This window comes from Peptoniphilus sp. Marseille-Q6390 (assembly GCF_965119475.1).
In genome coordinates, this window is the sequence record NZ_CBCPLS010000001.1 from 449,586 (window position 1) to 476,064 (window position 26,479).

Genomic DNA, 26,479 nt, shown 5'->3' on the forward strand with positions numbered 1-26,479 from the left:
TTATATCAGCAAAGGCGTAAAATGAAAAGTTTGGAGATTTTATGAGAGAAATTATTGTTAACAAGAACGACGAGGGAAGAAGGCTGGATAGGTTTTTAAAAATCTATTTTGAGAAGGCACCTCTTTCCTTTATATATAAAAATTTGAGAAAGAAGAACATTGTGGTCAATGGGAAGAAGGCCAAGCCTGAGGACATCTTGAGGGAAGGCGACGAGATCAAATTATTTTTGGCAGAGGAGACTATTGAGAAGTTTAAGAAGGACATTAAGAAGTCAAAAAATTCTAAGCTGCCAGATATCTTGTACGAGGATGAGGACATCATCCTTGTGAAGAAGCCCATCAACATGCTTACCCACAACGACTCAAAGGGCTATCAAGACAATGCTCTTGACAGGATGGTGGACTATCTCATTGCTCAGGGTGATTACAATCCAAGGCTTGAGAAGTCCTTTAGGCCTGCCTTTGTAAATAGACTTGACAGGAATACTTCTGGAATTTTAATTGGGGCGAAGAATTTAAAAGCTTTGCAGGACTTAAACGATGCCATAAAGAAGAGGGAGATCAAAAAACTCTACCTCACTCTTGTGGCTGGCAGGGTTACGAAAGATTTTGACGCTGATATCAACCTCAAGAAGACTGGCAACAATGTTATGAAGAAGTCTTCGAGAGAGGAGGGCAAGAGGGCCATAACAGAGTTTAAGGTCCTTAAGTCCAACAAGGACTATTCACTTTTATCTGTCAACTTGATCACTGGAAGGACTCATCAAATTAGGGCATCCTTAAAGGAAGAGGGCCTTGCCATTGTTGGAGACAGGAAGTATGGGGATGACAGGGTCAACAAGGTCTTTAGAGAGAGGGGACTGGACTCTCAGTTCTTGCACAACTACGCCATAGTTTTTGAGGCAAATGCCTTTAAGAACTTAAAGGGCAAGTCCTTTGTCCACCTGCCTGATGGTAAGATGAAGGACCTAGCTGAAGATATATTTAAGATAAATTTAGGGGATTTGTTAAATGAAAAAAATAATTTTTAGGTCTCCAAGAGAGGACTTAGATTTTGAAAATTTAAAGGGCGAGAGAACTTTAGTGGTCTTGCCCTCTCAATCTGCCATAAATTTTCACATAAGGGACATGCTGAAAAAGGGCATGGACATAAACAAGACTGAGTTCGAGACCTTTGACGGGCTTGGAAGAAGGAATAGGGCAAAGAGGCCAGATGGGATTTTAAAATATTTGGTCTTGTCAAAGCTTATGAAGGATGACCTTGGGGATTTTAAAATTTTCCCAGAGACTGTTGACCTTGTCTTAGATTTTTTTGATGAGCTTGCAGAAAATTATTTAGGCCCAAGAGATGTTGAGAAAATTCCTGGAGAGCTTTTTGTAGACCTTGCCAAGGTCTTTGAATCTTATGTGAATTACTTTGGTGATAAGGGCTACGACATATATGGAAGGGTCAAGGAAGAGTCCATAAGGGCAAGCAAGTTCGACTCTATAATTATTTCTGGCTTTTTGGAATTTGGTAAGACTGAAGAAGAGATTATAAAAATTTTATCTGACTTATCTGAGAAAGAAGGGAAAAATATTTTTATTGACCTGCCCTTTAACTTTATGGAGTCAGACCTTCTGGATGGGCTTATTAAAAAATTAGAAAGCTATGGCTTTGTCCTTGATGAGAAAGAATCCACTGACTACAAGAGAGAAATAGATAGGGACAAAATAAAAGTTTTGTCCTCAAAGGACAATTTTTATAATTTATTTTTCTCTAAGGTGAAGCTTTTGTTGAAAGAGGAAGAAGTAAGTGACCTGACAATTTTAAGTGGATCGCCTAGTCTTTCAGAAAAAATCAGGGGAAGGGGAAGGCTCCAAGGACTTGAATTTAATATCCCAAGGAAGGAGAGGTCTTTACTTGAGAGAGAATTTGTGGCTCTCTTAGATTATTTACTCGACAAGTCCAAGGCGAATACTTTGAAGCGACTTAGGCTCTCTTACTTTCCTTTGTCTGTAGATGTCATCAATCTTGAGTCAAGTCTTATGTCCTATAATTTTAAAAACCTAGGGGATATTGACTTCTCTAAGCAAAGGGACCTAAGGCTCAATGAAGGCGAGCTTGATGACTTTATAAAGGGAGTGGACCTTTTAAAGGATGAAAAAATTTCTCTAAGGGAAGAGCTCTCATATTATCTTGAATTTTTCAAAAATTACTTAGAAAGTCCTAGGGGAAGAATAGAAAATGCCCTTGAGAGGGACCCTGAAAGTCCCTTGATTCGTGACCAAAGATTTTTGGAAGAGCTTGACCAAGTCTTTGTTAAGATGGAGGCCTTGAGGGAATTTTATAAGTCCATAGACCTTTCTGACTTTGTCTTGATTCTCAAAAAATATATTGAAAAGATTAGGCTTGATGAGGCCCAAAATCTTGAAGGTCTTGAAATTTCAAACCAGGCTTCCAACTATTATAGGGACTTCAAAAACTTAATTTTAATTGGCTTTGACGAGTCTTATCAAGAGGACAAGAGGTCCAACTTCATCTACAAGCAAGAAAGTCAGGAAGTCATGGAAAAGCTTGGACTTGTAAAGGATAACTTCAAGAGAGACTACTCTTATTTAATCTATGACTTACTTGTTGCAGAAAATATTTTGATTCTCTGCGGCGACAAGGATAAGGGATTTTCAAAGCTTTTGAACTCCTTGATCCTTGACCTGGACCTAGAAGTAGAAGAAGTTAAAAAAATTTACGAGACGGGGAAACTCTATAGGACGAGAGAAGTCAAAGAAAACAACTACCTCATAGATGCAGGTCAGCTTGGAGAGATTAACAAGAAGATATCTGAGAGGCCCTATTCAGTTACGGATTTTGACATCCTAAAGGACTGCCCAAGACACTTCCTCTTTGAGAGAGTCTACAGGATTGGCAAGCTTGAAAAGGACTACGAGGACAGATTTTTTATTGAAGCTGGAGAAAAATACCACAAGGTTTTGGAGACCTACTTCAAGCAAGAAGAGGGCTTCCATGAGGACAAGCTATTAAAAATAATTTTGGAAGTTGAAAATCTTGGTGACTTTGATGATCTTTCCTTCTTGGATAGGGTTTCAGTCCTAAATTCACAAAGGATTCTTGGCGACTATATAAAGAAGGACCTAGAGGGCCAAGCCAAATATGGTTACAAGCCAGCCTACTTTGAGGAAGGCTTTGAAACAGAAATAAATTCTTTAAAAATCAGGGGAAGGATTGACAGGATTGATGCTCTTGGGGACAAGGAAATCCTCATGGACTATAAGAGGTCAGGTGTCAAAAAGAAAAAGGAAATTGATGAACTAAAGTCTTTCCAAATGCCCCTTTATGCTATAGCGAGAAAAAAACTGGGTAAGAAGATAGCAATGGCCAACTATGGGTCTATTAAGAGGGGAGAAATCGCCACTGTGATAAAGAACTCTGACTTCCTGCCAAAGGACGACAAGGGAAGGTACTACATGACAGATGAAGATTTAAGAGACCTCTTAAATAAATTTGAAGATGAGATAGTCAGACTGACTTCTAATATTAGGTCTGGCGATTATGAATCCACAAGTGATTGCAAAAATTGTAATTACCTAGAAATTTGCGAGAACAAGGAGAGTTTTAATGGATAAAAAAGAACTTAGAAAAAAATATACGAAAGTTAGGGCAGAGGTTGAGGACAAGGACCTCAAGGACAAGTTAATAAGAAAAAATTTAAGGGAACTTGATCTTTATAAAAAGGCCAAGTCTGTCTTTGTTTTTATTTCTTATAGGTCAGAAGTTGACACCAAGGGAATAATAGAGGACATCTTGGCAGATGGAAAAAAACTTTTGGTGCCCCTTGTCAAGGGTAGCCAAATGATAGCTGTTGAAGTCAAGGGGATTGATGACCTTGAACCAAACAAGATGGGGATTCTTGAACCTAAGTCTGGAGAAGAAGTGACTGATGTTGACTTGACTATCACACCTGGACTTGCCTTTGACAAGGCAGGCTATAGGCTGGGCTACGGTGGTGGTTACTACGACAAGTTCTTTGCCAAGGTGGACACAATAAGGATGGGGATTGGTTACTATGACCAATTTGTTGAAAGTCTTGTTCACGAAGACTACGACAAGCCCCTTGAATATCTTTTAACTGATAGGGGACTGATTGAATTTGAATAAATATAAAAGAGAATATCCAATCATAGAAGCCAAGACGTGGAAGTGGGTCCTGTCACTCTTTCTTTGTATAGGTTCCTTCTTCTTGGTGAGCTTGATTTTTGGAATCTTGGGAAGTCAAAATGAAGTCTTAATTGCCCTCTTAATAAGTGCCTTGTGCCTTATGTCCCTTTGGCTAGTGGACAGGCAATTCATTTTTAAAATTTTCTTGCCCTTAAAGATGAAGGATCTTCTCTACATTCTTCTTGGACTTGGATTTTCCTTTGTGGCAGTTGTCTTTGCATCAATTGCCATGGCGCAAATGGGAATTCAAGGCTCGGCAAATCCAATTTTTGATGTCTTGACTGATGAAAATATAAAGAGGTTTATTGTCTCAACTATGATTCAGTTCATAGCTGAGGAAATAATTTTTATTATTCCCTTCTTGTTTGTGATTAACAAGTTGAGGACAAGAAATGAAAAGTTAAAGACCCTTGCGGCAATCCTTGTATCATCTGTGATATTTGGTGCCATGCATCTGACAACTTACAACTTCAACATCCTCCAGGCAGTCCTTGTGATTTCCATAATAAGAACGGGACTTTCCATGTCCTATGTCCTTTCAAAAAACTTGACTGTGACTTACCTAGTCCACATGATTTACGACTGGGTCTTGATTTGGATTTACTTGGCAGCTGGTCAAATGGCATAGATTTGTAGACTTGTATGAGTTTGTAAGTAAGTATGAGTTTATAAAAATTTATGAAGTCCTAAAAGTTTGTGACTTTATAAAGATTTATGACTTTGTAGAAAACTATAGGTTAATAAAAATTAAAAAATAAAATTTAATAAGCTAGTAAAAATTTATAAAAAATAACCACGACTTAAGGGGATCACCATAAAGTCGTGGTTTTATTTTTGCTTAAAATTAATTAAATTGAAAGTTCCTTGAAGCCATTGCCAAGAATTTCTGAAGTGTCAGAAACTGTAACAAAAGCATCCTTATCTGTCCTCTTGATAATTTGTCTAACCTTTACAAGTTGTCTTGATGAGCAAATGACGTAGAGGATATAGACTTCCTTCTTCTTGTAGGAAGTCACTCCCTTGATGTAAGTTGCTCCCCTTGTGATCTCTGCATAGATTTCTTTTGCAATCTCTTCGTTGTAGTCTGAGATGATAAGGACTTGCTTTTGCTTGCCAACTCCCAATTGGATCCTGTCGATAACAGTGTAGTTGATAAACATAAGTATTAGAGTGAAGAGGACCTTGTCAATGGAGTAGAGGTAGCCGAGGCAAGATACAATGATGAAGTTGAGGCCCATTAGGACGTGACCAATAGTTATATTAAAATTCTTTTTTAAGATTGCAGCGACAATATCAAGACCGCCAGTTGATGTTCCATTCCTAAAGGCAAAGCCTGCTCCAATTCCATTTAAGAGTCCTCCAAAGATACAAGCGAGGATAGGTTCTTGAGTCACATAAAAACCTGGTGCAAGTTTCTCGAAAAATGAAATGAATATAGATAGGAGAAAAATTACAAGGGTTGAAAAAAATGTAAAGTCCCTATCTAAGAATATAAGACTTAAAACTGAAGTTGGAAGGTTCATCAAAAAGACAAGTAGGGGAAGGCTAAGTCCCGTTACGTTAGAAGTCAAAATTGATAGACCAGTTAGGCCTCCTGATATAAGTAAGTTGGGTTTAATAATATATGTAATGGAAAAGGCAGTTATTATGCTGCAAAAAATTACAGAAAGCAATTTCCTAGCAAAAGTTTTTGAAAAAATCCAGTCCTTAAAACTAGTTTTATGTAAATTCACACTATCACCTCAGTTTTTATAATACACTATAAAGGAAAAAAATTTAAGCAATAAATTTATTAATAGTAAAAAAGCCTGCCAATAAAAAATTGGAAAAAACTAATGAGAAGGCGTGAAACTCTATATCTTAGTAGATTAGTGAAAATGATTACAGTCTTATAATTACTAAATTTTGTGTAAGAAATAAGTGTCAGGAACTTGTAAAAATTTATAGATTATAAATAATAAAAAATATTCCGATTGTTTACGAATTGAATTAATAAGGGCAAAAAAAAATAAAATGATTAAACTAAAATTATAATATCAAACAATTAGTTAAACTTAGTTGGTCTGCTTGAACTTAATATTTCTATTTGCTATAATTAAGACTGTAAGAAATGGTTATCATGATTATACATAAAGGAGAGTGTTAAAAATGACAGATACTTTAAATCCGTTAGTAGCAGCTCAACAAAAAGTTAAGGCTGCATGTGACAAGCTAGGTTGCGACCCAGCAGTTTATGAAATTCTAAAAGAACCTGAAAGAGTAATTGAAATCTCTATCCCAGTTAAGATGGATGATGGTTCAGTTAAAACTTTCAAAGGCTGGAGATCAGCTCACTCAACAGCAGTTGGTCCTGCAAAGGGTGGCGTTAGATTCCATCCAAATGTATGCCTAGACGAAGTTAAGGCTCTTTCTCTTTGGATGACTTTCAAAGGTGGTGCACTTGGTCTTCCATACGGTGGAGGAAAAGGTGGAATTTGTGTTGACCCATCAGAACTTTCTGACAGAGAATTAGAACAACTTGCAAGAGGTTGGGTAAGAGGACTTTATAAATATCTTGGTGAAAGAATTGATATTCCAGCACCAGATGTTAACACTAACGGACAAATTATGTCTTGGTTCCTTGATGAATACATCAAAGTAAACGGAGACAGACAAGATATTGGAACTTTCACAGGTAAACCAGTTGGACTTGGTGGATCTGAAGGAAGAAACGAAGCAACAGGATTTGGTGTTGCAGTAGTAACTAGAGAAGCTGCTAAACGTGAAGGAATTGACTTCAAACACGCTAAGATTGCAGTTCAAGGTTTCGGTAACGTTGGATCTTTCACAGTTAAAAACATTGAAAGACAAGGCGGAAAAGTTTACGCTCTAGCTGAATGGGACAAAAAAGAAGGAAACTACGCTCTATACAATGAAAATGGACTAGACTTCAAAAAACTTCTTGCTTACAAAGAAGAACACCACACACTAATTGGTTACCCAGATGCAAAACAAATTTCAGCTGACGATTTCTGGACAGGCGAATGGGATATCTTAATTCCAGCAGCTCTAGAAAACGTAATTACTGGTGACGTTGCAGCTAAACTTAATGTTAAATTAGTTTGTGAAGCAGCTAACGGCCCTACAACTCCAGAAGGAGACAAGGTTCTTGCTGAAAGAGGAATCAAACTTACTCCAGATATCTTAACTAACTCTGGTGGAGTTCTAGTTTCTTACTACGAATGGGTTCAAAACCAATACGGAATGTACTGGACAGAAGCTGAAGTAGAAGCTAAACAAGAAGCTGACATGATGAAAGCTATTAAAGGCGTATTCGCAGTTTGCGATGAATATGATGTAGTTCCTAGAGAAGGAGTTTACATGTACGCTATCCAATCAATTGACAAAGCTATGAAACTTAGAGGATGGTATTAATCCCTACAAGTAAATAAATGCTAAAAAAGCCGCAAGTTATCTTGCGGTTTTTTTGTGTTTAAAATTTAACTTAGGGTGAAGAATTTTTATTTTGGAAATCCTATGGGCTTGAATAAAATTGACTAGGATCTTTCTCCTTGCTATCATTAGGTCAAGAAGACATAGGAGAATTTATTAAGGAGTTAATAAGATGATAAAAAATATTGCCCACATTGGACTAACTGTTAGGGACCTAGACAGGTCGGTGGAATTTTATAGAGATATACTTGGACTTGACTACAAGGGATTTATGTACATGGAAGGGGAGTCAACAGATAGGCTCTTCCATGGGAAAAATATAAAAGCAAAGGTTGCCTACCTAAGTCCCAAGTCTTGTGAAGACTGCCCTGATGTTGAACTTATTGAGTTTGAAAGAGGAGAAGTGGAAGTTGGGAAACCATCACTTTTTAAAACTTCAATTTCAGAACTCTGCTTTGGTGTTGAGGACATTGAGGCTTTTTATAATAAGTTAATTGAAGAGGGTGTGGAAGTTATGTCACCAGTTCAAGCCTTTGACTCTAGTGACTACGGCTTTGGCAAGAGCAAGGCCTTTTACTTTTACGACCCAGATGGAAATATTCTCGAAGCCATAGAGTCCCTTGGTTGATTTTAAAAATTTCATTTGTTAAGTTGATTAGATTTAATGATTTATTCGGACCTAATAGTCCGCAAATTTAAAAAAATAAAAATGAGCAAAAAAAAATCTACTGAAAAATTTCAGTAGACTTTTTATTATGGAGGCGACAACCGGATTTGAACCGGTGATAAGGGTGTTGCAGACCCGTGCCTTACCACTTGGCTATGTCGCCATAACAACATTAGTATAGCAGACAATGAAATAAATTACAAGGGAAAAATTTATTTTCAATTTTAAATAGGCATGAAAGTAAAAAGTCCTAGGAATAGACAGGCTACTAAGATATTATAGTTTTAAGGAGTTATTAGGAGGATGAGATGAAGCTACTAATTTTAGTTGATAATAAAAATGCAATTGCAAAAGATGGCAAGCAAATTATGTTTGTGGACAATGATCTTGATATGTTTAAGAACTACACTACAAATAATATTATTGTAATGGGACGCAAGACTCTTGACGATATTGGAAGACAGCTTCCCAATAGGATTTCTGTGGTTTTTACTAGGTCCAAGAGAGAGGACAAGGAGGACCTGTTCTACATTGACTCAGTAGAAAAGTTAGACAAGATTATTGAGGCCTATCCAGATAAGGAAGTCTTTGTTATTGGAGGAGCAGAAATAGTAAAACTTCTTTGGGATAGGATTGATGAATTAATTGTAACAAGAGTTGACACAGTAGTCGAGGGAGCTGACACCTTTATATCAGACTTTGATGGCTTTAAACTAATTGACAAGTCAGAAATCGAAGATGAGAGCTACAGAGTTTATCACGAGAAATGGGTTAGGGAAAAATGAAAATTTTAATTGTTGAAGATGAAGAAAAATTATTAAAGTCCATAAAGAAGGGCCTAGTTCATTCTGGCTATGCAGTTGACACAGCCCTTGACGGAGATGAAGGGTCCTTTATGGCCTTTACAAATTCCTATGACTTAATAATTTTAGATGTAAACTTGCCAGGGAAAAATGGTTTTGAAATCTTGGAAGAGATAAGAGAGAGGGATAGGGAAGTCAACGTCATAATGCTCACTGCCCTTTCAGATGTTGACGACAGGGTGAGGGGCCTTGACCTTGGAGCCAACGACTATATACTTAAACCCTTTCACTTTGAGGAGCTAAAGGCAAGGATCAGGTCCCTCTTAAGACGCAAGACTTCCATAAGTGATACCATCATCAGAGCCCATGGAGTTGAGTTTGATACAGCCAAGAGGACCTTTGCAATCGATAAAGAAGCCTTGAAGTTAACTGCCAAGGAAGCGGGAATCTTGGAATATTTATTTTTCAACCTGGGAAGGTATGTCACTGCTGAAGAGTTAATGGACCACGTCTGGAATGACGAGGTAGACCTATTCTCCAACGTTGTGAGAGTCCACATGTCTGCCCTTAGGAAGAAGTTAAAGGACAAGCTCGGCAAAAATATTATAAGAAATGAAATTGGAAAGGGCTACATTATAGATGAAGAGAATTAAAAATGTAAAAAATACCATTGTCTTTAAGCTTATTCTTTCCATAATTTTGATTTTTATTGTAATGACAGCCACTTCAAATTACATTATTGGCAAGTATCAAGAGAAGAGAATCCAGGACATTGGCGAAAAAATTGTAATGGAAGAGACCAATAAGGGGAATAAAGATTACTTTATAGTCCTTGAGGACTCAAAGTTGAAGTCAACTAAGGAGATAAAAAACTTTTCTCTAATAGTTATTGGGTCAACAATTGCCCTTGGGTCCTTGGTTTATTATTTTTTAGTTTCCAGAAGCCTTAAGCCCTTAAAGGAGTTAAAGGAAAAAGTTCAAGAGATTGACATTGACAAGGTGAATAGTGAAGAAAAAATTTACATGGAGGGTCAGTCGCAAGAAATCGAGGAACTCTCCTTGGCCTTTCAAAAGTCCCTGGACAAGATCTATGGGTCCTACGCAAGGGAGAAGGCTCTATCATCTTCCATTGCACATGAGTTAAACACGCCAGTGGCCGTTATGAAATCATCCCTTGAAATTTATTTCATGAAAAATAAGGTCGAGGACCGTGAACTTAAAGAGCTCTTGGATAATTTTGACGAAAATATTGATAGAATTTCAAAAATTATTGAGTCCCTCTTATTTTTAAATCGGAGGGAGAATGCAATCTCAAGAAAGTTTGACATCAAGGACCTTGTTGAAGAAATTGTCTTTGACTTAGAAGACCTGGCTGAAGAGAAAAACGTAAATCTTATTTCCAAGATGGGAAGCAGGGAAATTTACACCAGCGACATCTTGCTAGAGAGGGTCCTCTACAATCTTGGCAAGAATGCCATCGCCTACAATAAAGACGGAGGACTTGTGGAATTTGACTTCGCTGAAGATGAGGAAAATTATTTTATCTACGTGAGAGATACAGGCCTTGGAATAGATGAAGAAGAGAAAGAAAAAGTTTTTGATTTATTTTACAGAGTAGACGAATCGAGAAATAAAAAAACTGGTGGCTATGGAATAGGACTTAACCTAGTGAAGAATATTGTGGAAAAGTTAGGCGGTCAAGTTCTAATTAGGGACAACTTAAATGAAAATAATGAGATAAGGGGAAGCGTCTTCGAAGTAAGACTTCCAAAATCAAAAGAAGAGACCCAGTGAGGTCTCTTTTTTCATACATTTTTATATTAGTTATTTATAAATTTTTTTGAATTCAAGGGAAAAATCCTGTAGAAGGGATGAGATTTTAGGGTCTCTATCTTAATTGGTCCAAACTCTCTTGAGTCAACAGACCCTCTAGGGCTTCTGTTGTCGCCGAGGACAAAGAGTTCATCTTCCTTGACATCAAATTCCCTTGTGGGAGAAAGGGTGTAGGGCTTGTCCTCAAAATAAATTTCTTCTAAAATCTTTCCATCTATGTAAATTGATCCGTCGTAGATTTCTACTTTTTCTCCAGGAAGTCCTATAATTCTTTTGATTAGCATCTTCTTATCAGAAGGAGACTTAAAGACAATTATATCTCCTCGCTTATAATCTTTTTTAAACCTGTAAAGTGAAGACGATAGAATTATATCATTGGGCTTCACTGTGGGATACATGGAAGTCTGTTGTACTCTCACCACATTAAAGAGAAAAGTTCTCGCAAAGAGAGCGATAAGGACGGCGATAATTATAACTTTTATGTAGGATAAATCTTTTTGCATAAGCACCTCCTCTTTTATTATAGCATTTTGGAGAATTGATAAAAGAGACTTTTTTCGTGTTATAATGTCCTTGGTGAAAAAATGATAATTTTAAGAAATATAAAAATCCCCTATTACAAGGACAAAAAGTTTTTGAGGGAGAAAATTGAAAAAGAAATAAATAAGAAGGATTTTGACTTTAAGATTCACAAGAAGTCTTTCGATGCGAGAAAGGGCTTGAACTTTGTCTATCAAGTTGTAATTGACTTAGACCTTGACGACATTGATGCGAAGATTAAGAAGAGACTTAAAAATAATATTGCAGACTTTCAAGAAGAGAAGCTTGAAGTTGAAAACAAAAACAAGATTGAGTCAGCTGTAATTGTTGGAACTGGACCGGCAGGACTTTTTGCAGCCTACCTACTTGCCAAGAAGGGAGTCAAGGTGACCCTAATCGAGAGGGGAAGGGCAGTTGATGAAAGAGTCGAGGACATTGACCAACTTCACAAGACTGGAGTATTAAATGAGGAATCTAACGTTCAATTTGGTGAAGGTGGCGCTGGGACTTTCTCTGATGGTAAGTTGACTTCTCGCTCCAAGGATAAGAGGATGGGTCACATCTTCGACATCTTTGTGGACCATGGAGCACCAGAGGACATACTCTACGAGCAAAAGCCCCACATTGGGACAGACATCTTGCGCGATGTAATAAAAAATATGAGGAAGGAAATTGAAAGCTTAGGTGGGGTCTACCACTTCAGTGAAAAGTTTTTGGACTTTGAACTTGAAGGAGGCAAGATTAGCAAAATTATTACTGACAAGGACATGTACCAAGCTGATGCCTACATCTTGGCCCTTGGCAATTCTGCTCGTGACACCTTTAGGACCCTAGACAAGTACGACCTTCTTGAGTCCAAGCCCTTTGCAGTTGGCTTTAGGATTGAGCACTTGAGAAGGGACATTGAACTTGCTCAATTTGGGATGACATCTGACAAGCTACCAGCAGCGACCTACCAATTAAATGTAACTGACAAGGATTTTGACCATTCAGTCTACACTTTTTGCATGTGCCCAGGTGGTTATGTTGTGAACTCATCTTCAATAGAGGGACAATTATGCGTCAATGGCATGTCCTACCACGATAGGGATGGGGACAATTCCAACTCTGCTGTAGTTGCATCTATTGATGAGAAAATTTACGGTCAAGGCAATCTTGCAGGCATGGACTTTCAAAATAAAATTGAGAAAAAGGCTTTTGATCTTGGAGAGGGCAAGGCTCCAGTCCAAAGACTTAGGGACTTTATAGATGGAAGGGTAACTGAAAAACTTGGAGAGGTTAGTCCAACATTTATACCGGGATATGTCTTTGCCGACTTAAATCAAATTTATCCAGAATCTATTAACCGTGCAATAAAAAATGCCCTTAAGGTCATGGACAAGAGGGTCAAGGGTTTTGTCAGCGACGATGCAATCCTAACTGGTGTGGAAACTAGGACTTCAGCCCCAATTAGGATCAAGAGAAGTGACTACAGGACAGAAAGATTTCAAAATCTCTATCCCATTGGCGAGGGAGCAGGTTATTCAGGAGGAATAATTTCTTCTGCCCTTGATGGGATAAAGTGCGCCATAGAAATTTTAGAAGGAGACAAAAAATGTTAAACATAGTATTTTACGAACCAGAAATTCCCTTTAACACAGGTGCCATTGCAAGAACTTGTGGACTTACAAAGACAAGGCTCCACCTCATAAGGCCTCTTGGTTTTTCCGTGGATGACTCTCACTTAAAGAGGGCAGGTCTTGACTACTGGCATCTCGTGGATATAAATTATTACGATTCCTATGATGAACTTGTGGAAAAATATCCTGACAGCAATTTTTACCTTGCCTCAACTAAGGCAAAGAAAAAATACACAGATGTTGAATACAAGGATGGGGACTTTATAGTTTTTGGACCAGAAACTCGTGGTCTGCCAGAAGATTTAATTTTTGCAAATTATGACAATGCCATAAGGATTCCCATGCTAAAGGATTTTGGCAGGAGCCTAAACTTGTCAAACTCTGCAAATATTATTTTATTTGAAGCCCTAAGGCAACTTAATTTTTTCGATTTGGAATAAGTTTAATTTATAAGTAGAAAGGATTTATTGTGAAGGAAGTAAGAATCTCCGTAAGAAATTTAATAGAATTCGTCAAAAGGTCTGGCGACATAGATAGGAGATTCTTTTCCAACAAGAGGGCTGTGGAAGGGATTAGGGCCCATCAAAAGGTCCAAAGGGAATACTCCAAGGACTTTTTGACAGAAGTTTTTTTGAGGAATACAGAAGAAATTGAGGGAATAAATTTTACAGTTGAGGGACGTGCTGACGGGATTGAAGTCACAGATCAAGTTACAGTTGATGAAATTAAATCGACTACAAGGGAGCTTGAGGACCTTGAGAAGGAAGAAAACCTAATGCACTGGGCACAAGCCAAGTGCTATGCCTACATCTATGCCAAGGACCATGAACTTGACGAGATTAATGTCATGCTCACCTATTATCAACTGGAGTCAGAAGAAATTTTAAATATAAAAAAGACTTTTTCCTTTGGAGAACTTCGTGACTTTTTCATGGGGACTCTTGTGGAATATCTTGAGTTTTCAAAGAGAATTGTTGAGTGGAAGGAGACAAGGGACCAGTCCATAAAAAAATTAAAATTTCCTTTTAAGTCCTTTAGGAAGGGGCAGAGGGACTTATCTGTTGCCGTCTACAATACTATTGATGACCAAAACAAATTATTTGTGGAAGCGCCAACGGGGATTGGCAAGTCAATTTCTACAATTTTTCCAACGATTAAGGCCATGGGAGAGGACAAGATTGACAAGGCCTTTTATCTTGTTGCAAGGTCCACGGGAAAAAATGCAGCCAAGGATGCCCTTGAGAGGCTTTTAAATAAAAATCTGAGGTTGAAGCTTACAATTGTAACAGCCAAGGACAAGATTTGCATAAACGATAAGGTATCCTGCAATCCCAAAGACTGTCCCTATGCTAAGGGTCACTTTGACAGGGTCAATGATGCCATAATTGACATTTTTGATGCCTGCGACAACTTCACAAGAGAAAACATTGAAAAATTTGCAAGGCTCCACATGGTTTGTCCCTTTGAATACCAGCTTGACCTCTTAGACTTTTCGGACTTTATTGTCTGCGACTACAATTACATATTCGATCCAACAGTTTATCTAAAGAGATTTTTTGAAAATTCCATGCTGAGGTTTACTCTTCTAGTTGACGAGAGCCACAACCTCCTTGAGAGGGGTAGAGAAATGTATTCGGCAGAAGTTTCTATTCCTGACCTTGAAAGATTAAGAGAAATGCTCCCAAAGAAGAGGAAGGCTGCAAGGAAGCATCTTACTAACGCCCTTGAAGAATTTCAAAAGCTGGACTCACGCAAGACCTTTTATTCTTATGAGTCCTTTATAGGCTTTAATGGGGAAGTGGAAAAGACAGTTTTCTCCATGAACGACTTCTTGACTAAGGACAAGGACCAAGAAAATTATGACCAAGCTCTTGATATTTATTTTTCACTCTTTAACTACATCAAAATTTTGGAATACTACAACAAGGATTTTGTTTCTATAAAAGACGAGGACAAGATAAGGATAAAGTCCCTTGACATTGCGCCAATTTTTCAAAATATTTTAAGGGCTCCAAGGTCTTCTGTATTTTTCTCTGCAACCCTAAACCCCATAAGATATTATGGAAAACTTTTGGGGGCAGATGAAGAAACTTCCTACTATAAGATTGAGTCCCCCTTTGATTCAAATAATCTTTTGGTCCTTCGCAACAATAAAATTTCTACAGTTTATAAGGATAGGGAAAAATCAATTGACGAAATAATTGAAAACCTTAGAGAATTTTCGCAAGATGATGGAAATTATATTTTCTTTTTTCCATCCTACTCTTACATGGAGGCAGTCTACGATAGATATGTAGAAATTGATGGAGAAGTCATTAAGCAGGAGAGAGAAATGACAGAGGGAGAGAGGGAAGAATTTTTAAACAATTTTACCTTCTCATCATCAACGAAGGCCTTTGCAGTTATGGGTGGAGTTTTCTCTGAAGGCATAGACTTAATTGGCGAAAGGCTAAGGGGAGTTGCCATAGTAAGTGTTGGACTTCCTGGACTTTCTTATGAGAGAAATATTTTAAAATCCCACTTTCAAAAAAAGTACTCCAGGGGCTATGAGTACGCCTATATCTATCCAGGAATGATAAAAGTCATTCAATCTGCGGGAAGGGTCATAAGGACAGAAGATGATAGGGGAAAGATACTCTTAATAGACAAGAGATTTTCACTAGAACCTTATAAGCTTTTATTACCTCACCACTGGCAAATTTTTGATTTTGAAAAGCTAGAAGAAATGGAAGCAATTTTAAAAAACTTTACGAAAGAGAAGGGTATTTAAAATCATAAAAAGAAAAAAAGGAGATTATACAATGAATCTAGAGAGGAAAAAAATTTTAGAAAAAATTGGATATGCTACAATTGTTTCTTTTATTGTTTATATTTTTTTGGCATCAGTTAAATTTAAAGGAATTTCAGACTCTTTTTTTGTATTTAGGTCTCTTTTAAATCCTATTTCAATCTTTATTGGATTTAGTTGTTTCTTTGGTATTCATGTTAGGGATTTTTTTAAAGATTTAATCAAGGGAATAAAAGAAATAAAAGTAGAAGAGCTAATTTTATTTTTAAAATATGTTTTTATTTATCAGGGAATTATTATTTTAACAACAAATTTAGATGCTTTACAAGAAATGAGCAATGATTCGACTAGTTTTATTGATTTATATGTAAGCATTACTATGATATTATTTGTCTTATTTGAAGAATACATCTTTAGATATTTAGTCCAAAGAAAGTTAATGAATGTATCAAAAGATTATGGAATACTAGTTATGGCAATAGTTTTTGGGCTATTTCATTACGGAAAATATAAATCAGGTTTTTTATTTGGTATTGCAGTAGGTATTATTTACGCAATAACAGAAAATATCACTTGTACCGTAATAATCCACTATTTTTTAAATTCAACAGTATCCATGAGAATCGTGGTATTTTTTCAAAATCTTTTTATAGCAAAGAATATTGAATTAGCTCAAATAAATAAGATGACAGGATTTATAAGTCTACTCTTGGGAATTATTTTAATTTTTGGACAATTTTTGCTAAATAAAAACTATGTAGCTACTTTTAGTCAAAGGGAAAAGAAAATTCTAAAAAAAATATTGCAAGAGATTAGATGTTTACCTGAACTTATGAAGATATTCCCACTTAACATAGGGCTACTTTTTAGATTCTTTATTTTTCTACAAAAATATATCTAAAAATTTATTCTTTTGAGTATAAAAAGTCATATTTTTGTTAAAAAACTTTAATGAGGTCTAAAGCCTAAAAAATAGAGAAAATTTATAATAAATATCTTTACAAAGCCTATCTTATGTGATAATATTGTTGAGTAAATTAGAAGGAGCCAAAGGCGGCTCTTTTTTTTAGCACTGGAGGTGTTTTTATGGCAGATAGAGTAGTACTTGAATGCACACAATGTAAAAACAGAAATTATGTGACATATAAGAACAAGAAAAATACTACTGAAAGATTGGAACTAAAGAAGTATTGTAAATTCTGTAAAGAACATACAACACATAAGGAAACTAAGTAAGGAGGATTTATGGCTACTAAAACAACACCTAAGACTGAAGAAAAAAAAGGTGGTCTAGGTAGATATTTTAGAGGTGTGAAATCTGAATTCAAAAAAGTTGTATGGCCTACTAAGGATACTGTAATCAAATATTCTATTATAGTAATCGTGGCAGTTATTTTGTCATCACTACTATTACTAGCATATGATAAGATCATAATGTTTTTATTTGGTTTTATTTATTGATTGGAGTGTTATAGTTGGATACACAAGAGCTTAACAACAACGAAGCTTCAAAATGGTATGTAATACACACTTATTCAGGTTATGAAAAAAAGGTAAAGGCAAACATGGAAGCCATGGTTCACAATCGTGGCATGGAAGATGTCATCTTTGACATTAGGATCCCTATGGAAGACTTTGTAGAAACAAAGGATGGCGTGTCCAAGGCAAAGGAAAGAAAGATGTTTCCATCTTATGTACTTGTAAACATGATTATGAATGATGAAACTTGGTATCTTGTAAGAAATACAAGAGGAGTAACAGGTTTCGTTGGACCTGCATCTAAGCCTGTACCATTAACTGATGAAGAAGTGCTACTACTTGGAGTTACTGATAACAAAGAGTTATTCGATAATTACGAGATAGGGGAGTTAGTCAAGGTTATAAATGGACCCTTCAAAGACTTGGTGGGTAAAATTGACGACTTCAATTACGACAAGGGAAAAGTTAAAGTTTGTATCTCCATGTTTGGAAGGGATACAATAGTTGAATTAGATTTCAATCAAATTATTAAAGAGTAAGAGATGTGTGGGAGGGTAAACCCGCATTACCACAAGGAGGAAATAAAATGGCAAAAAAAGTCATAGCATTAGTAAAATTACAAATTCCTGCAGGAAAAGCTACACCAGCTCCACCAGTTGGTACAGCACTAGGACCTCATGGTGTAAACATCATGCAGTTCACAAAGGAATTTAACGCAAAGACTCAAGATCAAGCAGGTATGATTATCCCTGTTGTTCTTACAGTTTATCAAGATCGTTCTTTCACTTTTATCACAAAGACTCCACCAGCAGCAGTGCTTATTAAGAAAGCTCTTAATTTGCCAAAGGCTAGTGGTGAACCTAACAAGAAAAAAGTTGGAAAGCTAACAAAGGCACAAGTTGAAGAAATAGCTAAAACTAAGATGCCAGATCTTAACGCAGCAAGCTTAGAAGCAGCTGTTGAATTGATCGCTGGTACAGCTAGAAGTATGGGTATAGAAGTAGAAAGATAAGTGGGAGGCTAAGCCGTAGGTACCACGAAGGAGGTAAATATGCCAAAAAGAGGTAAAAAATATCAAGAAAGCGCTAAGCTTGTAGATAGATCGAATTTATATGATGTTAATGAAGCTCTTGACTTAGTTACAAAAACTGCTAAGGCAAACTTTGATGAAACAGTAGAACTTGCAGTAAGACTTGGTGTTGATCCAAGACACGCTGACCAACAAGTTAGAGGTACTGTAGTACTTCCTAACGGAACAGGTAAAGAAGTTAAGGTACTTGTTCTTGCTAAGGGAGAAAAAATTAAGGAAGCTGAAGCAGCAGGTGCTGACTTCGCTGGTGGAGAAGAATTAGTTGAAAAAATCCAAAACGAAAACTGGTTTGGTTTCGACGTAATGATTGCAACTCCAGACATGATGGGCGTAGTTGGTAAAATCGGTAGAGTTCTTGGACCAAAGGGACTTATGCCAAACCCTAAATCAGGTACAGTTACATTTGATGTAGAACAAGCTGTTAAAGAAGTTAAGGCTGGTAAGGTTGAATATAGAGTTGACAAGGCTGCTATCATCAACGTTCCAATTGGAAAAGTTTCTTTCGGAGCTGATAAACTTGCTGAAAACTTCAAGACAATTGCAGATGCTATTATTAAAGCAAAACCAGCATCAGCAAAGGGTCGTTATTTAAAATCAGTAACAGTTTCATCAACAATGGGACCTGGAATCAGAGTTAATGGTTCAAAATTAATTGAAAAATAAAAACACCTAAGATAAATAAAACCCCTCAACTTTTTATAAGTAAGAGGGGTTTTTTAATGGACTTAAGTTTAAAGGATTAGGTCCTTTTTGTTAGAAACTTTTAAAAGCATTTGGTGAAAAATTTATGAAATCTTAATTTTTATAAGAAAAAACTTGCAATTTATAAAATAAAAAACTATAATATTTAACGTTGATTAAGTATTTTACGGTGGTTACCGAAATTATCAGGTAGTTTTTATCTGATGCTAAAGTTTACGACAAGAGAGTTTTCTATCTGCCTGATGTGGGAGACAAAAAGCTAAAAGTAACTATTATGCTCAGAGTTTTTACAAGAAAAAATCAGCAAATAAAAAGCATCAACACCACAAGATTGCAAAAGTACGAAGGTTATCCTTACGACCGACAGCAGTCTTTTTTTGTTGGTTGGATACCCTTCTAGTATTGCGAAATATTAAGGAGGTGTTAAAATGCTAAATCAAAAGCTGACTTGGTTTAAATTATCAAGAGCAGGACTAATTAATATTATCTTAGGGTCTATGATTGAAGCTTTTACAGTTGTAAACATTCATATCCCATCTCAAATTACAGAAGGTGGAATCCTAGGACTGGCCTTATTATCTTATAAGACCTTTGGTATAAACCCTTCAATCCTAAGTCCAATAATGGATGTTATTTGTATTATTATTGGAATAAATATCTTTGGAAAGGCATTTTTAAGAAAGACTTTATTAGCTTCTTTATTATTTGCCCTTTTCTACAAAATATTTTCCCTTATGGGACCAATCCTTCCTGATCTTTATAGCTATCCATTATTGGCAGCTGTATTTGGAGGCATTGGCATTGGACTTGGTTGTGGACTTGTAGTATCTCAAGGAGGAGCTACAGGTGGAGACGACGCCTTGGCACTTGTAGTGTCCAATAAGACTAAGATAAATATTTCTTATGCCTACTTACTAATGGACATAATAGTCTTAGTAATGTCCTTAACTTATATTCCTCTTGCTAGATTAATTTACTCTCTGATTACTACAACAGTATCATCTGTATTAGTAGGTCAATTTGAGGTTAATCTTAGTCCATCAGTGGAGAAAACAAATCTTTCGATTTAAAATTTTATTGGAGGATTTCCAAGTTTATATATGAAAAAGAGTAGCTTAGGCTACTTTTTTTTATGCAAATTTTTATTTTATATTAGGTCATGAGTTTACTAACTTATTAAAACTTATTGGCTTGTAGATATTTATAAACTTGTGAAGACCTAGGAGTTAATAGAAATTTATTAGCTTGTAGATATTTATAAAATTGTGAAAGCTTATGACTTAATAATAACTTATGACCTAATAAAAGCTTATGAGCTTATTTTATTTTATAGATTAGTGAGATCTTATGACCTAGCAATTTTCTATTAAGGATTTAAGAAAAAAATGAAAAGGATTTTGATCCGAAGAAGAATAAGTAAAAGTAGTTTAATATAATTTTCAAACCATAAAAAAGAAGGAAACTTTATGAATTCTTTAATTTTATGTATAATTATCTAGAAAACTACAACTAAATATAGAAAAACAAAGAAATTTAAAATAAATGCAAATAATCATTGACAAAGAAGTAAAGACTATATATAATACTTATGTTACTAAGCCGCAGACAGTAGGTGGCACTGCCATAAATCCTACCGAGGTTTGAAATTCGGATTTATTTGATTTTCACATCTCACGGCGGCGTGAGATTTTTTTATTTTGGGGGTGACAAATTGAAAGAAGAAAAACTACAATCAAAACAAGCCCTAGTAGATGAAATTAAAGAGAAAATTCAAGGCGCTCAATCTATCGTTCTTGTAAATTACAGAGGATTAACAGTTGAAGAAGTAACTGAACTTAGAACAAAGTACAGAGAAGCAAATGTTGATTACAAGGTATACAAAAACACAATGATGAGACGCGCTTTCGAAGAGTTAGGTGTTGAAGGTTTAGAAGACTTCCTAAAGGGACCAAGCGCTATTGCATTTGGTATGGAAGACCCAGCATCAGCAGCAAAAATTTCATCAGAGTTTGCAGAAGATCATGAAGCACTAGAAATTAAAGCAGGATATGTTGATGGAAAGGTATTATCACTTCCAGAAATCGACGCACTTGCTAAATTACCATCCAAGGAAGTTCTTGTTGCACAAGTACTTGGCGGCTTAAATGCTCCAATCCAAGGATTCGCAAATGTACTAAATGGTACACTATCAGGTTTTGCAAGAGTTATTGCACAAATCGCAGACAAGAAAGAAAACGAAGCAGCTTAATCTGCTAAAAAATTAAGAAAAAATTATCATTTAAAATTACGGAGGAATAAAATGTCAGAAAAAGTAGAAAAATTAATTGAAGAAGTTAAAGAACTTACAGTATTAGAACTATCAGAAGTTGTTAAGGCTCTAGAAGAAGAATTCGGCGTATCAGCAGCAGCTCCAGCAGCAGTTGCAGCAGCTCCAGTAGCAGGTGGCGCAGCTCCAGCAGCAGCAGCTGAAGAAAAAACTGATTTCGATGTAATCCTTACTGAAGCAGGACAAGAAAAAGTTAAAGTAATCAAAGTTGTTAAAGACATTACTGGACTTGGACTTAAAGATGCAAAAGCATTAGTTGATGGAACTCCAAAGGCAGTTAAAGAAGGCGCTTCAAAAGAAGAAGCTGACGAAATCAAGGCTAAACTTGAAGAAGTTGGAGCAACTGTAGAAGTAAAATAATTTAACTAAGTTAAATTTTAAAGAAACTGTCCCATTGGGGCAGTTTTTTTGTTGAAAAAATTTATAAGATATGTAAAGAAAAAGAGAACTCATTTTATTGCGAGTTCTCTTTTTTGATTTGGAATAAAGTTTTGCCTATGAAATTCTTTTAAAACAAACTAGTGGAATTTGTTTTCACTTGGGTCGTGAAATTTTACGACCTTGGCTGGAGCCCCAACTGCTGTTGAGTTGGCAGGGATGTCTGTGAGGACTAGGGCTCCTGCTCCAATTTTTGCTCCATCTCCAATTACAACTGGGCCAAGGACGGTAGCTCCCGTCCCAATTATGACATTGCTTCCAACTGTGGGATGTCTCTTCTTTTCCTTTTCATTGCCTGTTCCACCAAGGGTTATGTTGTGGTACATGTGACAGTTGTCCCCAATCTCGGCAGTCTCTCCTATGACCACAGCCATGCCGTGGTCAATAAAGAGGTTCTTGCCAATTTTGGCACCTGGATGGATTTCAATCCCAGTTTTCTTTCTTGCCCTTTGTGAAATCCATCTTGCAAGTGTAGTGTGGTCTTTTTGGTAAAAGTAGTGGGCAATCCTATGTCTCACCATGCAGGAAACAATGGGATACATAAAAATTGCTTCAAATAAACTTTTACAAGCCGGGTCCTTTAATAAAATAAATTCCCCGTATTCCTTAATTTTTTTCAGATACTTAATCATTTTCAAAAAGTTCAGTGGACATATATCTTTCAGCTGTATCAGGTGCAACTGTGACTATATTTCCACCAAGCTCCTCTTGCATTTTTAGTGCACCTACCACATTGGCACCAGCTGATATGCCAACAAGTAGTCCTTCTTCACGAGAAAGTTTTCTTGCCATTTCTATAGCTTCATCTGATTTAACAGTTATTGTCTTGTCTAAGATTTTTGTGTCTAAAACTCCTGGCACAAAGTTTGCTCCAATCCCTTGAATCTTGTGTGCACCTGCTTGGCCTCTTGTAAGAAGTGGTGATTCATCTGGTTCAAGTCCCCAAACTTTTATGTTTTCATCCTTAGATTTTAAAAATCTGCCAATTCCTGTCACAGTTCCTCCAGTTCCTATTCCTGCAACAAAGCCTGTGATGTCCTTTAAGTCTCTATAAATTTCTGGACCTGTCGTTTCTTCATGAGCCACAGCGTTGTACTTGTTTTCAAATTGGTTCGGCATGAAGTAGTTGCCAGTAGCAACAAGTTCCTTGGCCTTGTCAACTGCTGCCTGCATGCCGCCATCTCCTGTTAAAATTAAATTTGCACCAAAGGCTGCAATCAAGTTTCTTCTTTCAATTGACATGGAAGCTGGCATAACGATATTTACCTTGTAGCCAAGGGCACGACCAATCATGGCGATGCCTATTCCTGTGTTGCCACTTGTTGGTTCGACAATTTCCATGCCTTCTTTTAGGGATCCGTCTTCAATGGCTCCCTTTATCATGTAGAGGGCTGCCCTGTCTTTGATAGATCCTGCTGGGTTAGATTTTTCTACTTTTACAAAAATCTTTCCTCCACCAATCTTTTCTAATTGTACTAATTTTGATTCTCCAACTGTTTCTAATAATTTTGTCATTTTTTTCTCCTCCGTAAATACATAAAAAAAGAGTATATGAAATCATATACTCTTAAAATCTTTCTTAATATCTAATAAATTTTAAAATATTGATTCACATTCAAATAAGTCCTATAAAGTTTTTTATAGAACAACAACAGAATGCTTGGCTTGTGAAATTTTTAAAGTTATTTAAGTTTTTCATTTTTATCGCCTCTCAATATGTTTCGACTATAACCTTTAAAAATTTATTTGTCAAGTACCATTTAAAAGAACTTTTAAATCTAATTGGCAAAAAAATGCCTTAATATGTAGGAAATTGAAAATTTATTTTATAAAAATTTTGACTTGATGAAATCTTAGGACTTTATGAAAAGTTATGACTTAATAAAAATATATAACTTAGTAAAAATATATAACTTAGTAAAAAGTTACGACTTTATAAGAAACTATGACTTCACAAAAGTTTATGACTTCATAAAAATTTATGACTTCATAAAAATTTATAAGCTCACAATAATTTATGACTTAGTAAAAATTTAAAAAGTAAACAAGGGAAATTTTCTATAAAATTTATTTTATTTTTACAAAAACCAAAAAAATTATATGCAAGGGGCTGAAATATAAATTAATTGTGAAATTTTCTTGAATATAAGAGTCAATCTTAGTTATAATGTAAGAAGTAAATAAAAAGAGGTGTTTTATGAAAGTTTCAGTTATCCTGGCAGCAGGAGAGGGAACGAGAATGAAGTCCAAAAAACCAAAGGTACTTCATGAAATTCTTGGAAGACCTATGCTTTTTTATGTCCTAAATTCTTGCAAGCATTCACAAGTTGAAAAGAATCTTGTAGTTGTGGGACACAACAAGGAAAAAGTGTGCAAGGCCTTTGAAGATGAACAAGATGTGGAATTTATTGAGCAACCTATTGGCGACAATGTACCTTATGGTACAGGTTATGCCGTTATGAATGCTCTTGATAAAATAGAAGATGATGACACAGTTATTATCCTAAATGGAGATACTCCAATTATTTCTAATTCAACTATTTCATGTTTTTTGAGATACCACGAAGAGAGAAATAATGATATAACAGTTTTATCTGCTGATATGAAGGATCCTACTAACTACGGCAGGATTGTCAGAGATGAAAATGCAAATGTTGTTGCAATAGTAGAGGAAAAGGACGCAAGTGAAAAGCAAAAGCTAATTCGTGAAATTAATTCAGGGATTTTTGCCTTCAAGGGTTCTTCTCTAAAGTCAGCTCTTCAAAAAATCAATACTGACAATGCAGCAAATGAGCTTTATATAACTGACACCCTTGAAATCCTAGTTAAGGAAGGCAAGAGGGTTGACTCCTTTAAGCTCAGGGACACAAGAGAAATCCTTGGGGTTAATTCAAGATACGAGTTATCTATTGCAGCAGAAATCTTACAAAAAAAGATTAACAAGGAATACATGATAAATGGTGTTGGGATAATTGACCCTAAGTCCACTTATATAGAATACGGAGCTACTATCGAAAGAGATGTCATGATTTACCCAGGCACTCGCATTGACAGGAAGTCTGTAATAAAAGAAGGGGCAGAAATTTACTCTTCTACAATAAAGAATTCAACAATTGGGGAAGATGTTCTTATTAGGTCATCTGAAATAGAAGACTCTTCTATAGGAAGGGGAACTACAGTGGGACCTTACGCCCATCTAAGACCAAACTCTCATGTTGGAGAAAATTGTAAAATTGGAAACTTCGTTGAAGTTAAGAATTCTAATGTTGGAGATGGGTCAAAGATGAGTCACCTTGCTTACATAGGCGATGCCGATGTGGGCAGTGGAGTTAACATAGGCTGCGGAGTGGTCTTTGTTAACTACGATGGAAGAGACAAGTTTAGGGCCAAGGTTGGGGACAATGCCTTTATTGGTTCTAATGCAAACTTAGTAGCACCAATTGAAGTAGAAGACAATGGCTATGTTGCAGCTGGATCTACTATTACTAAAAAAGTTTTGAAGGGTCAACTTTCTCTTGAGAGAGCACCTCAAAAAAATATAGATGGTTGGGTTGAGAGAAAAGGATTTATGAAATAGGAGGACGTGGATAATGAACACAGTTAATGGAGATATTGTAGTATTTACAGGAAATTCTAACCTTAGTCTTGTAGATAAAATTTGTGAAAACTTGGGAATTGAAAAGGGCGCTTGTACTGTGTCCACATTTTCTGATGGAGAAATTTCAATTGATATTGGAGTTTCTGTAAGAGGTAAGGATGTTTTTGTTATCCAATCAACTTCTTCACCAGTTAATGACAACCTAATGGAACTTTTAATTTTAATAGATGGTCTAAAGAGAGCATCAGCTGGTAGAATTAACGCAGTTATCCCTTACTACGGATATGCAAGACAAGACAGAAAGACTAAGGCAAGGGAACCTATTACTTCAAAACTTGTTGCAAATCTAATTACTGAAGCAGGAGCTGACAGGGTTGTTGCAATGGACCTTCACGCTGGTCAAATCCAAGGATATTTTGATATCCCAGTTGACCACCTAACAGCAGTTCCTTATCTTGCAAGATACTTCAAGGACATTGTAAGTGAAGACGACTTTGTAGTTGTTTCTCCAGACCTTGGAGGAGTTACTAGAACAAGAAAATTTGCCAACGAATTAAATCTTCCTATTGCAATAATTGAAAAGAGAAGACCAAAGGCAAATGTATCTGAAGTTATGAATATTATTGGTGATGTTGAAGGCAAGTCAGTTATTCTTGTTGATGACATTGCAGACACTGCTGGAACTATTACTAAGGCAGCAGATGCTTTAAAGGCAAGAGGTGCAAAGAAAGTTTATGGAGCTGCAACTCACGGAGTCTTATCAGGTCCAGCTATTGAAAGACTAAAGAATTCATCTCTTGAAAAATTTGTAATCACAGATACTATTGAACTTCCAGAAGAAAAGAAAATAGATAAGATTGATATTGTGTCTGTTTCTCCAATTTTTGCATCAGCAATTAAGAGAATCAACACATCACAATCAGTTAGTGAAATGTTTGAATAAGGTGA

The 26,479-nt window shown here is 36.1% G+C and carries 28 protein-coding genes, 1 tRNA gene and 1 other annotated feature; of the genes, 24 read left to right on the forward strand and 5 right to left on the reverse strand.

What is annotated here, in order from left to right; all coding sequences use genetic code 11:
* Window positions 1-41: 41 nt before the first annotated feature.
* The 4 genes from ACWPVO_RS02185 to ACWPVO_RS02200 are packed head-to-tail and all read left to right on the forward strand — an operon-like array spanning window position 42 to window position 4,844.
* Window positions 42-1,031, forward strand: coding sequence for an RluA family pseudouridine synthase (locus ACWPVO_RS02185; RefSeq protein ID WP_454206236.1), 990 nt, complete (start codon window positions 42-44; stop codon window positions 1,029-1,031).
* Entirely contained in the window at window positions 1,012-3,624 is a 2,613-nt protein-coding gene (locus ACWPVO_RS02190; protein ID WP_454206238.1) for a PD-(D/E)XK nuclease family protein, read from the forward strand. Before ACWPVO_RS02185 ends, ACWPVO_RS02190 begins: the two co-directional genes overlap by 20 nt.
* Window positions 3,617-4,156, forward strand: coding sequence for a 5-formyltetrahydrofolate cyclo-ligase (locus ACWPVO_RS02195; protein ID WP_270674126.1), 540 nt, complete (start codon window positions 3,617-3,619; stop codon window positions 4,154-4,156). Before ACWPVO_RS02190 ends, ACWPVO_RS02195 begins: the two co-directional genes overlap by 8 nt.
* A complete protein-coding gene (locus ACWPVO_RS02200; protein ID WP_454206240.1) occupies window positions 4,149-4,844 on the forward strand; it encodes a CPBP family intramembrane glutamic endopeptidase in 696 nt (231 codons plus the stop codon). The genes ACWPVO_RS02195 and ACWPVO_RS02200 overlap by 8 nt, the downstream gene beginning before the upstream one ends.
* Window positions 4,845-5,064: 220 nt before the next feature.
* Here ACWPVO_RS02200 and ACWPVO_RS02205 read toward each other — a convergent pair whose 3' ends face one another.
* On the reverse strand, window positions 5,065-5,949 hold the full coding sequence (locus ACWPVO_RS02205; protein ID WP_250341772.1) for a YitT family protein: 885 nt from the start codon (window positions 5,947-5,949) through the stop codon (window positions 5,065-5,067).
* 415 nt (window positions 5,950-6,364) lie between these two features.
* Here ACWPVO_RS02205 and ACWPVO_RS02210 point away from each other — a divergent pair, with 415 nt between their 5' ends.
* Together ACWPVO_RS02210 and ACWPVO_RS02215 are read left to right on the forward strand one after the other, a co-directional pair.
* Entirely contained in the window at window positions 6,365-7,630 is a 1,266-nt protein-coding gene (locus ACWPVO_RS02210; protein WP_454206242.1) for a Glu/Leu/Phe/Val family dehydrogenase, read from the forward strand.
* Window positions 7,631-7,820: 190 nt separating this feature from the next.
* A complete protein-coding gene (locus ACWPVO_RS02215) occupies window positions 7,821-8,276 on the forward strand; it encodes a VOC family protein (RefSeq protein ID WP_454206244.1) in 456 nt (151 codons plus the stop codon).
* Window positions 8,277-8,404: 128 nt separating this feature from the next.
* Here the strand turns inward: ACWPVO_RS02215 and ACWPVO_RS02220 are convergent.
* Window positions 8,405-8,478: transfer RNA gene (locus tag ACWPVO_RS02220), tRNA-Cys, on the reverse strand.
* A gap of 145 nt (window positions 8,479-8,623) precedes the next feature.
* Here ACWPVO_RS02220 and ACWPVO_RS02225 point away from each other — a divergent pair.
* Genes ACWPVO_RS02225 through ACWPVO_RS02235 form a run of 3 tightly spaced genes read left to right on the forward strand, consistent with a single transcriptional unit; the run spans window position 8,624 to window position 10,912 of the window.
* The gene (locus tag ACWPVO_RS02225; protein ID WP_454206246.1) at window positions 8,624-9,100 is read left to right on the forward strand and encodes a dihydrofolate reductase; all 477 of its coding nucleotides are present in this window, start codon (window positions 8,624-8,626) and stop codon (window positions 9,098-9,100) included.
* Window positions 9,097-9,771: a response regulator transcription factor gene (locus ACWPVO_RS02230; RefSeq protein ID WP_454206248.1), complete on the forward strand. Its 675-nt coding sequence runs from the start codon at window positions 9,097-9,099 to the stop codon at window positions 9,769-9,771. Before ACWPVO_RS02225 ends, ACWPVO_RS02230 begins: the two co-directional genes overlap by 4 nt.
* Window positions 9,758-10,912, forward strand: coding sequence for a sensor histidine kinase (locus ACWPVO_RS02235; RefSeq protein ID WP_454206250.1), 1,155 nt, complete (start codon window positions 9,758-9,760; stop codon window positions 10,910-10,912). The genes ACWPVO_RS02230 and ACWPVO_RS02235 overlap by 14 nt, the downstream gene beginning before the upstream one ends.
* A 26-nt stretch (window positions 10,913-10,938) precedes the next feature.
* On the opposite strand, the gene lepB is transcribed toward ACWPVO_RS02235, so the two are convergent.
* Window positions 10,939-11,454, reverse strand: coding sequence for a signal peptidase I (gene lepB / locus ACWPVO_RS02240; protein ID WP_060799632.1), 516 nt, complete (start codon window positions 11,452-11,454; stop codon window positions 10,939-10,941).
* Window positions 11,455-11,535: 81 nt separating this feature from the next.
* Here lepB and ACWPVO_RS02245 point away from each other — a divergent pair, with 81 nt between their 5' ends.
* The 12 genes from ACWPVO_RS02245 (at window position 11,536) to rplL (ending at window position 21,855) form a co-directional block, all read left to right on the forward strand.
* Window positions 11,536-13,092, forward strand: a complete 1,557-nt coding sequence (locus tag ACWPVO_RS02245) for an NAD(P)/FAD-dependent oxidoreductase (RefSeq protein ID WP_454206252.1) — start codon at window positions 11,536-11,538, stop codon at window positions 13,090-13,092.
* Window positions 13,086-13,550, forward strand: coding sequence for a tRNA (cytidine(34)-2'-O)-methyltransferase (locus ACWPVO_RS02250; RefSeq protein ID WP_454206254.1), 465 nt, complete (start codon window positions 13,086-13,088; stop codon window positions 13,548-13,550). Before ACWPVO_RS02245 ends, ACWPVO_RS02250 begins: the two co-directional genes overlap by 7 nt.
* A gap of 29 nt (window positions 13,551-13,579) precedes the next feature.
* Window positions 13,580-15,880, forward strand: coding sequence for an ATP-dependent DNA helicase (locus ACWPVO_RS02255; protein WP_454206256.1), 2,301 nt, complete (start codon window positions 13,580-13,582; stop codon window positions 15,878-15,880).
* Window positions 15,881-15,911: 31 nt separating this feature from the next.
* Entirely contained in the window at window positions 15,912-16,799 is an 888-nt protein-coding gene (locus ACWPVO_RS02260; protein WP_454206258.1) for a CPBP family intramembrane glutamic endopeptidase, read from the forward strand.
* A gap of 185 nt (window positions 16,800-16,984) precedes the next feature.
* A complete protein-coding gene (gene rpmG / locus ACWPVO_RS02265; RefSeq protein ID WP_010242627.1) occupies window positions 16,985-17,134 on the forward strand; it encodes a 50S ribosomal protein L33 in 150 nt (49 codons plus the stop codon).
* Window positions 17,135-17,143: 9 nt separating this feature from the next.
* Window positions 17,144-17,359 carry a preprotein translocase subunit SecE gene (gene secE / locus ACWPVO_RS02270; RefSeq protein ID WP_005956279.1) on the forward strand — a complete coding sequence of 72 codons (216 nt, stop codon included), beginning with the start codon at window positions 17,144-17,146 and terminating at the stop codon, window positions 17,357-17,359.
* 14 nt (window positions 17,360-17,373) lie between these two features.
* Window positions 17,374-17,916 (forward strand): transcription termination/antitermination protein NusG, encoded by a 543-nt coding sequence (gene nusG, locus ACWPVO_RS02275; RefSeq protein WP_454206261.1) that lies wholly within the window; start codon window positions 17,374-17,376, stop codon window positions 17,914-17,916.
* 47 nt (window positions 17,917-17,963) lie between these two features.
* Window positions 17,964-18,389, forward strand: coding sequence for a 50S ribosomal protein L11 (gene rplK / locus ACWPVO_RS02280; protein ID WP_005956246.1), 426 nt, complete (start codon window positions 17,964-17,966; stop codon window positions 18,387-18,389).
* A gap of 39 nt (window positions 18,390-18,428) precedes the next feature.
* Window positions 18,429-19,130, forward strand: coding sequence for a 50S ribosomal protein L1 (gene rplA / locus ACWPVO_RS02285; RefSeq protein WP_005956100.1), 702 nt, complete (start codon window positions 18,429-18,431; stop codon window positions 19,128-19,130).
* A gap of 467 nt (window positions 19,131-19,597) precedes the next feature.
* Window positions 19,598-20,239 (forward strand): YitT family protein, encoded by a 642-nt coding sequence (locus tag ACWPVO_RS02290; protein ID WP_454206263.1) that lies wholly within the window; start codon window positions 19,598-19,600, stop codon window positions 20,237-20,239.
* 511 nt (window positions 20,240-20,750) lie between these two features.
* Window positions 20,751-20,872, forward strand: a sequence feature (ribosomal protein L10 leader region).
* A gap of 8 nt (window positions 20,873-20,880) precedes the next feature.
* Window positions 20,881-21,417, forward strand: coding sequence for a 50S ribosomal protein L10 (gene rplJ / locus ACWPVO_RS02295; RefSeq protein ID WP_005956289.1), 537 nt, complete (start codon window positions 20,881-20,883; stop codon window positions 21,415-21,417).
* Window positions 21,418-21,468: 51 nt separating this feature from the next.
* Window positions 21,469-21,855: a 50S ribosomal protein L7/L12 gene (gene rplL, locus ACWPVO_RS02300; RefSeq protein WP_005956282.1), complete on the forward strand. Its 387-nt coding sequence runs from the start codon at window positions 21,469-21,471 to the stop codon at window positions 21,853-21,855.
* Between the two features lie 158 nt (window positions 21,856-22,013).
* Here the strand turns inward: rplL and epsC are convergent, their stop codons facing one another.
* On the reverse strand, window positions 22,014-22,565 hold the full coding sequence (gene epsC, locus ACWPVO_RS02305; protein WP_454206265.1) for a serine O-acetyltransferase EpsC: 552 nt from the start codon (window positions 22,563-22,565) through the stop codon (window positions 22,014-22,016).
* Window positions 22,558-23,448, reverse strand: a complete 891-nt coding sequence (gene cysK, locus ACWPVO_RS02310) for a cysteine synthase A (protein WP_454206267.1) — start codon at window positions 23,446-23,448, stop codon at window positions 22,558-22,560. The genes epsC and cysK overlap by 8 nt, the downstream gene beginning before the upstream one ends.
* A 348-nt stretch (window positions 23,449-23,796) precedes the next feature.
* Between cysK and ACWPVO_RS02315 the strand changes: the two genes are divergently transcribed.
* From ACWPVO_RS02315 to ACWPVO_RS02325, 3 genes are all read left to right on the forward strand, one after another.
* Window positions 23,797-23,970: a hypothetical protein gene (locus tag ACWPVO_RS02315; protein ID WP_454206269.1), complete on the forward strand. Its 174-nt coding sequence runs from the start codon at window positions 23,797-23,799 to the stop codon at window positions 23,968-23,970.
* A 160-nt stretch (window positions 23,971-24,130) separates the two neighbouring features.
* A complete protein-coding gene (gene glmU, locus ACWPVO_RS02320) occupies window positions 24,131-25,510 on the forward strand; it encodes a bifunctional UDP-N-acetylglucosamine diphosphorylase/glucosamine-1-phosphate N-acetyltransferase GlmU (protein WP_454206271.1) in 1,380 nt (459 codons plus the stop codon).
* Between the two features lie 13 nt (window positions 25,511-25,523).
* A complete protein-coding gene (locus tag ACWPVO_RS02325; protein ID WP_250341790.1) occupies window positions 25,524-26,474 on the forward strand; it encodes a ribose-phosphate diphosphokinase in 951 nt (316 codons plus the stop codon).
* Window positions 26,475-26,479 lie beyond the last annotated feature (5 nt).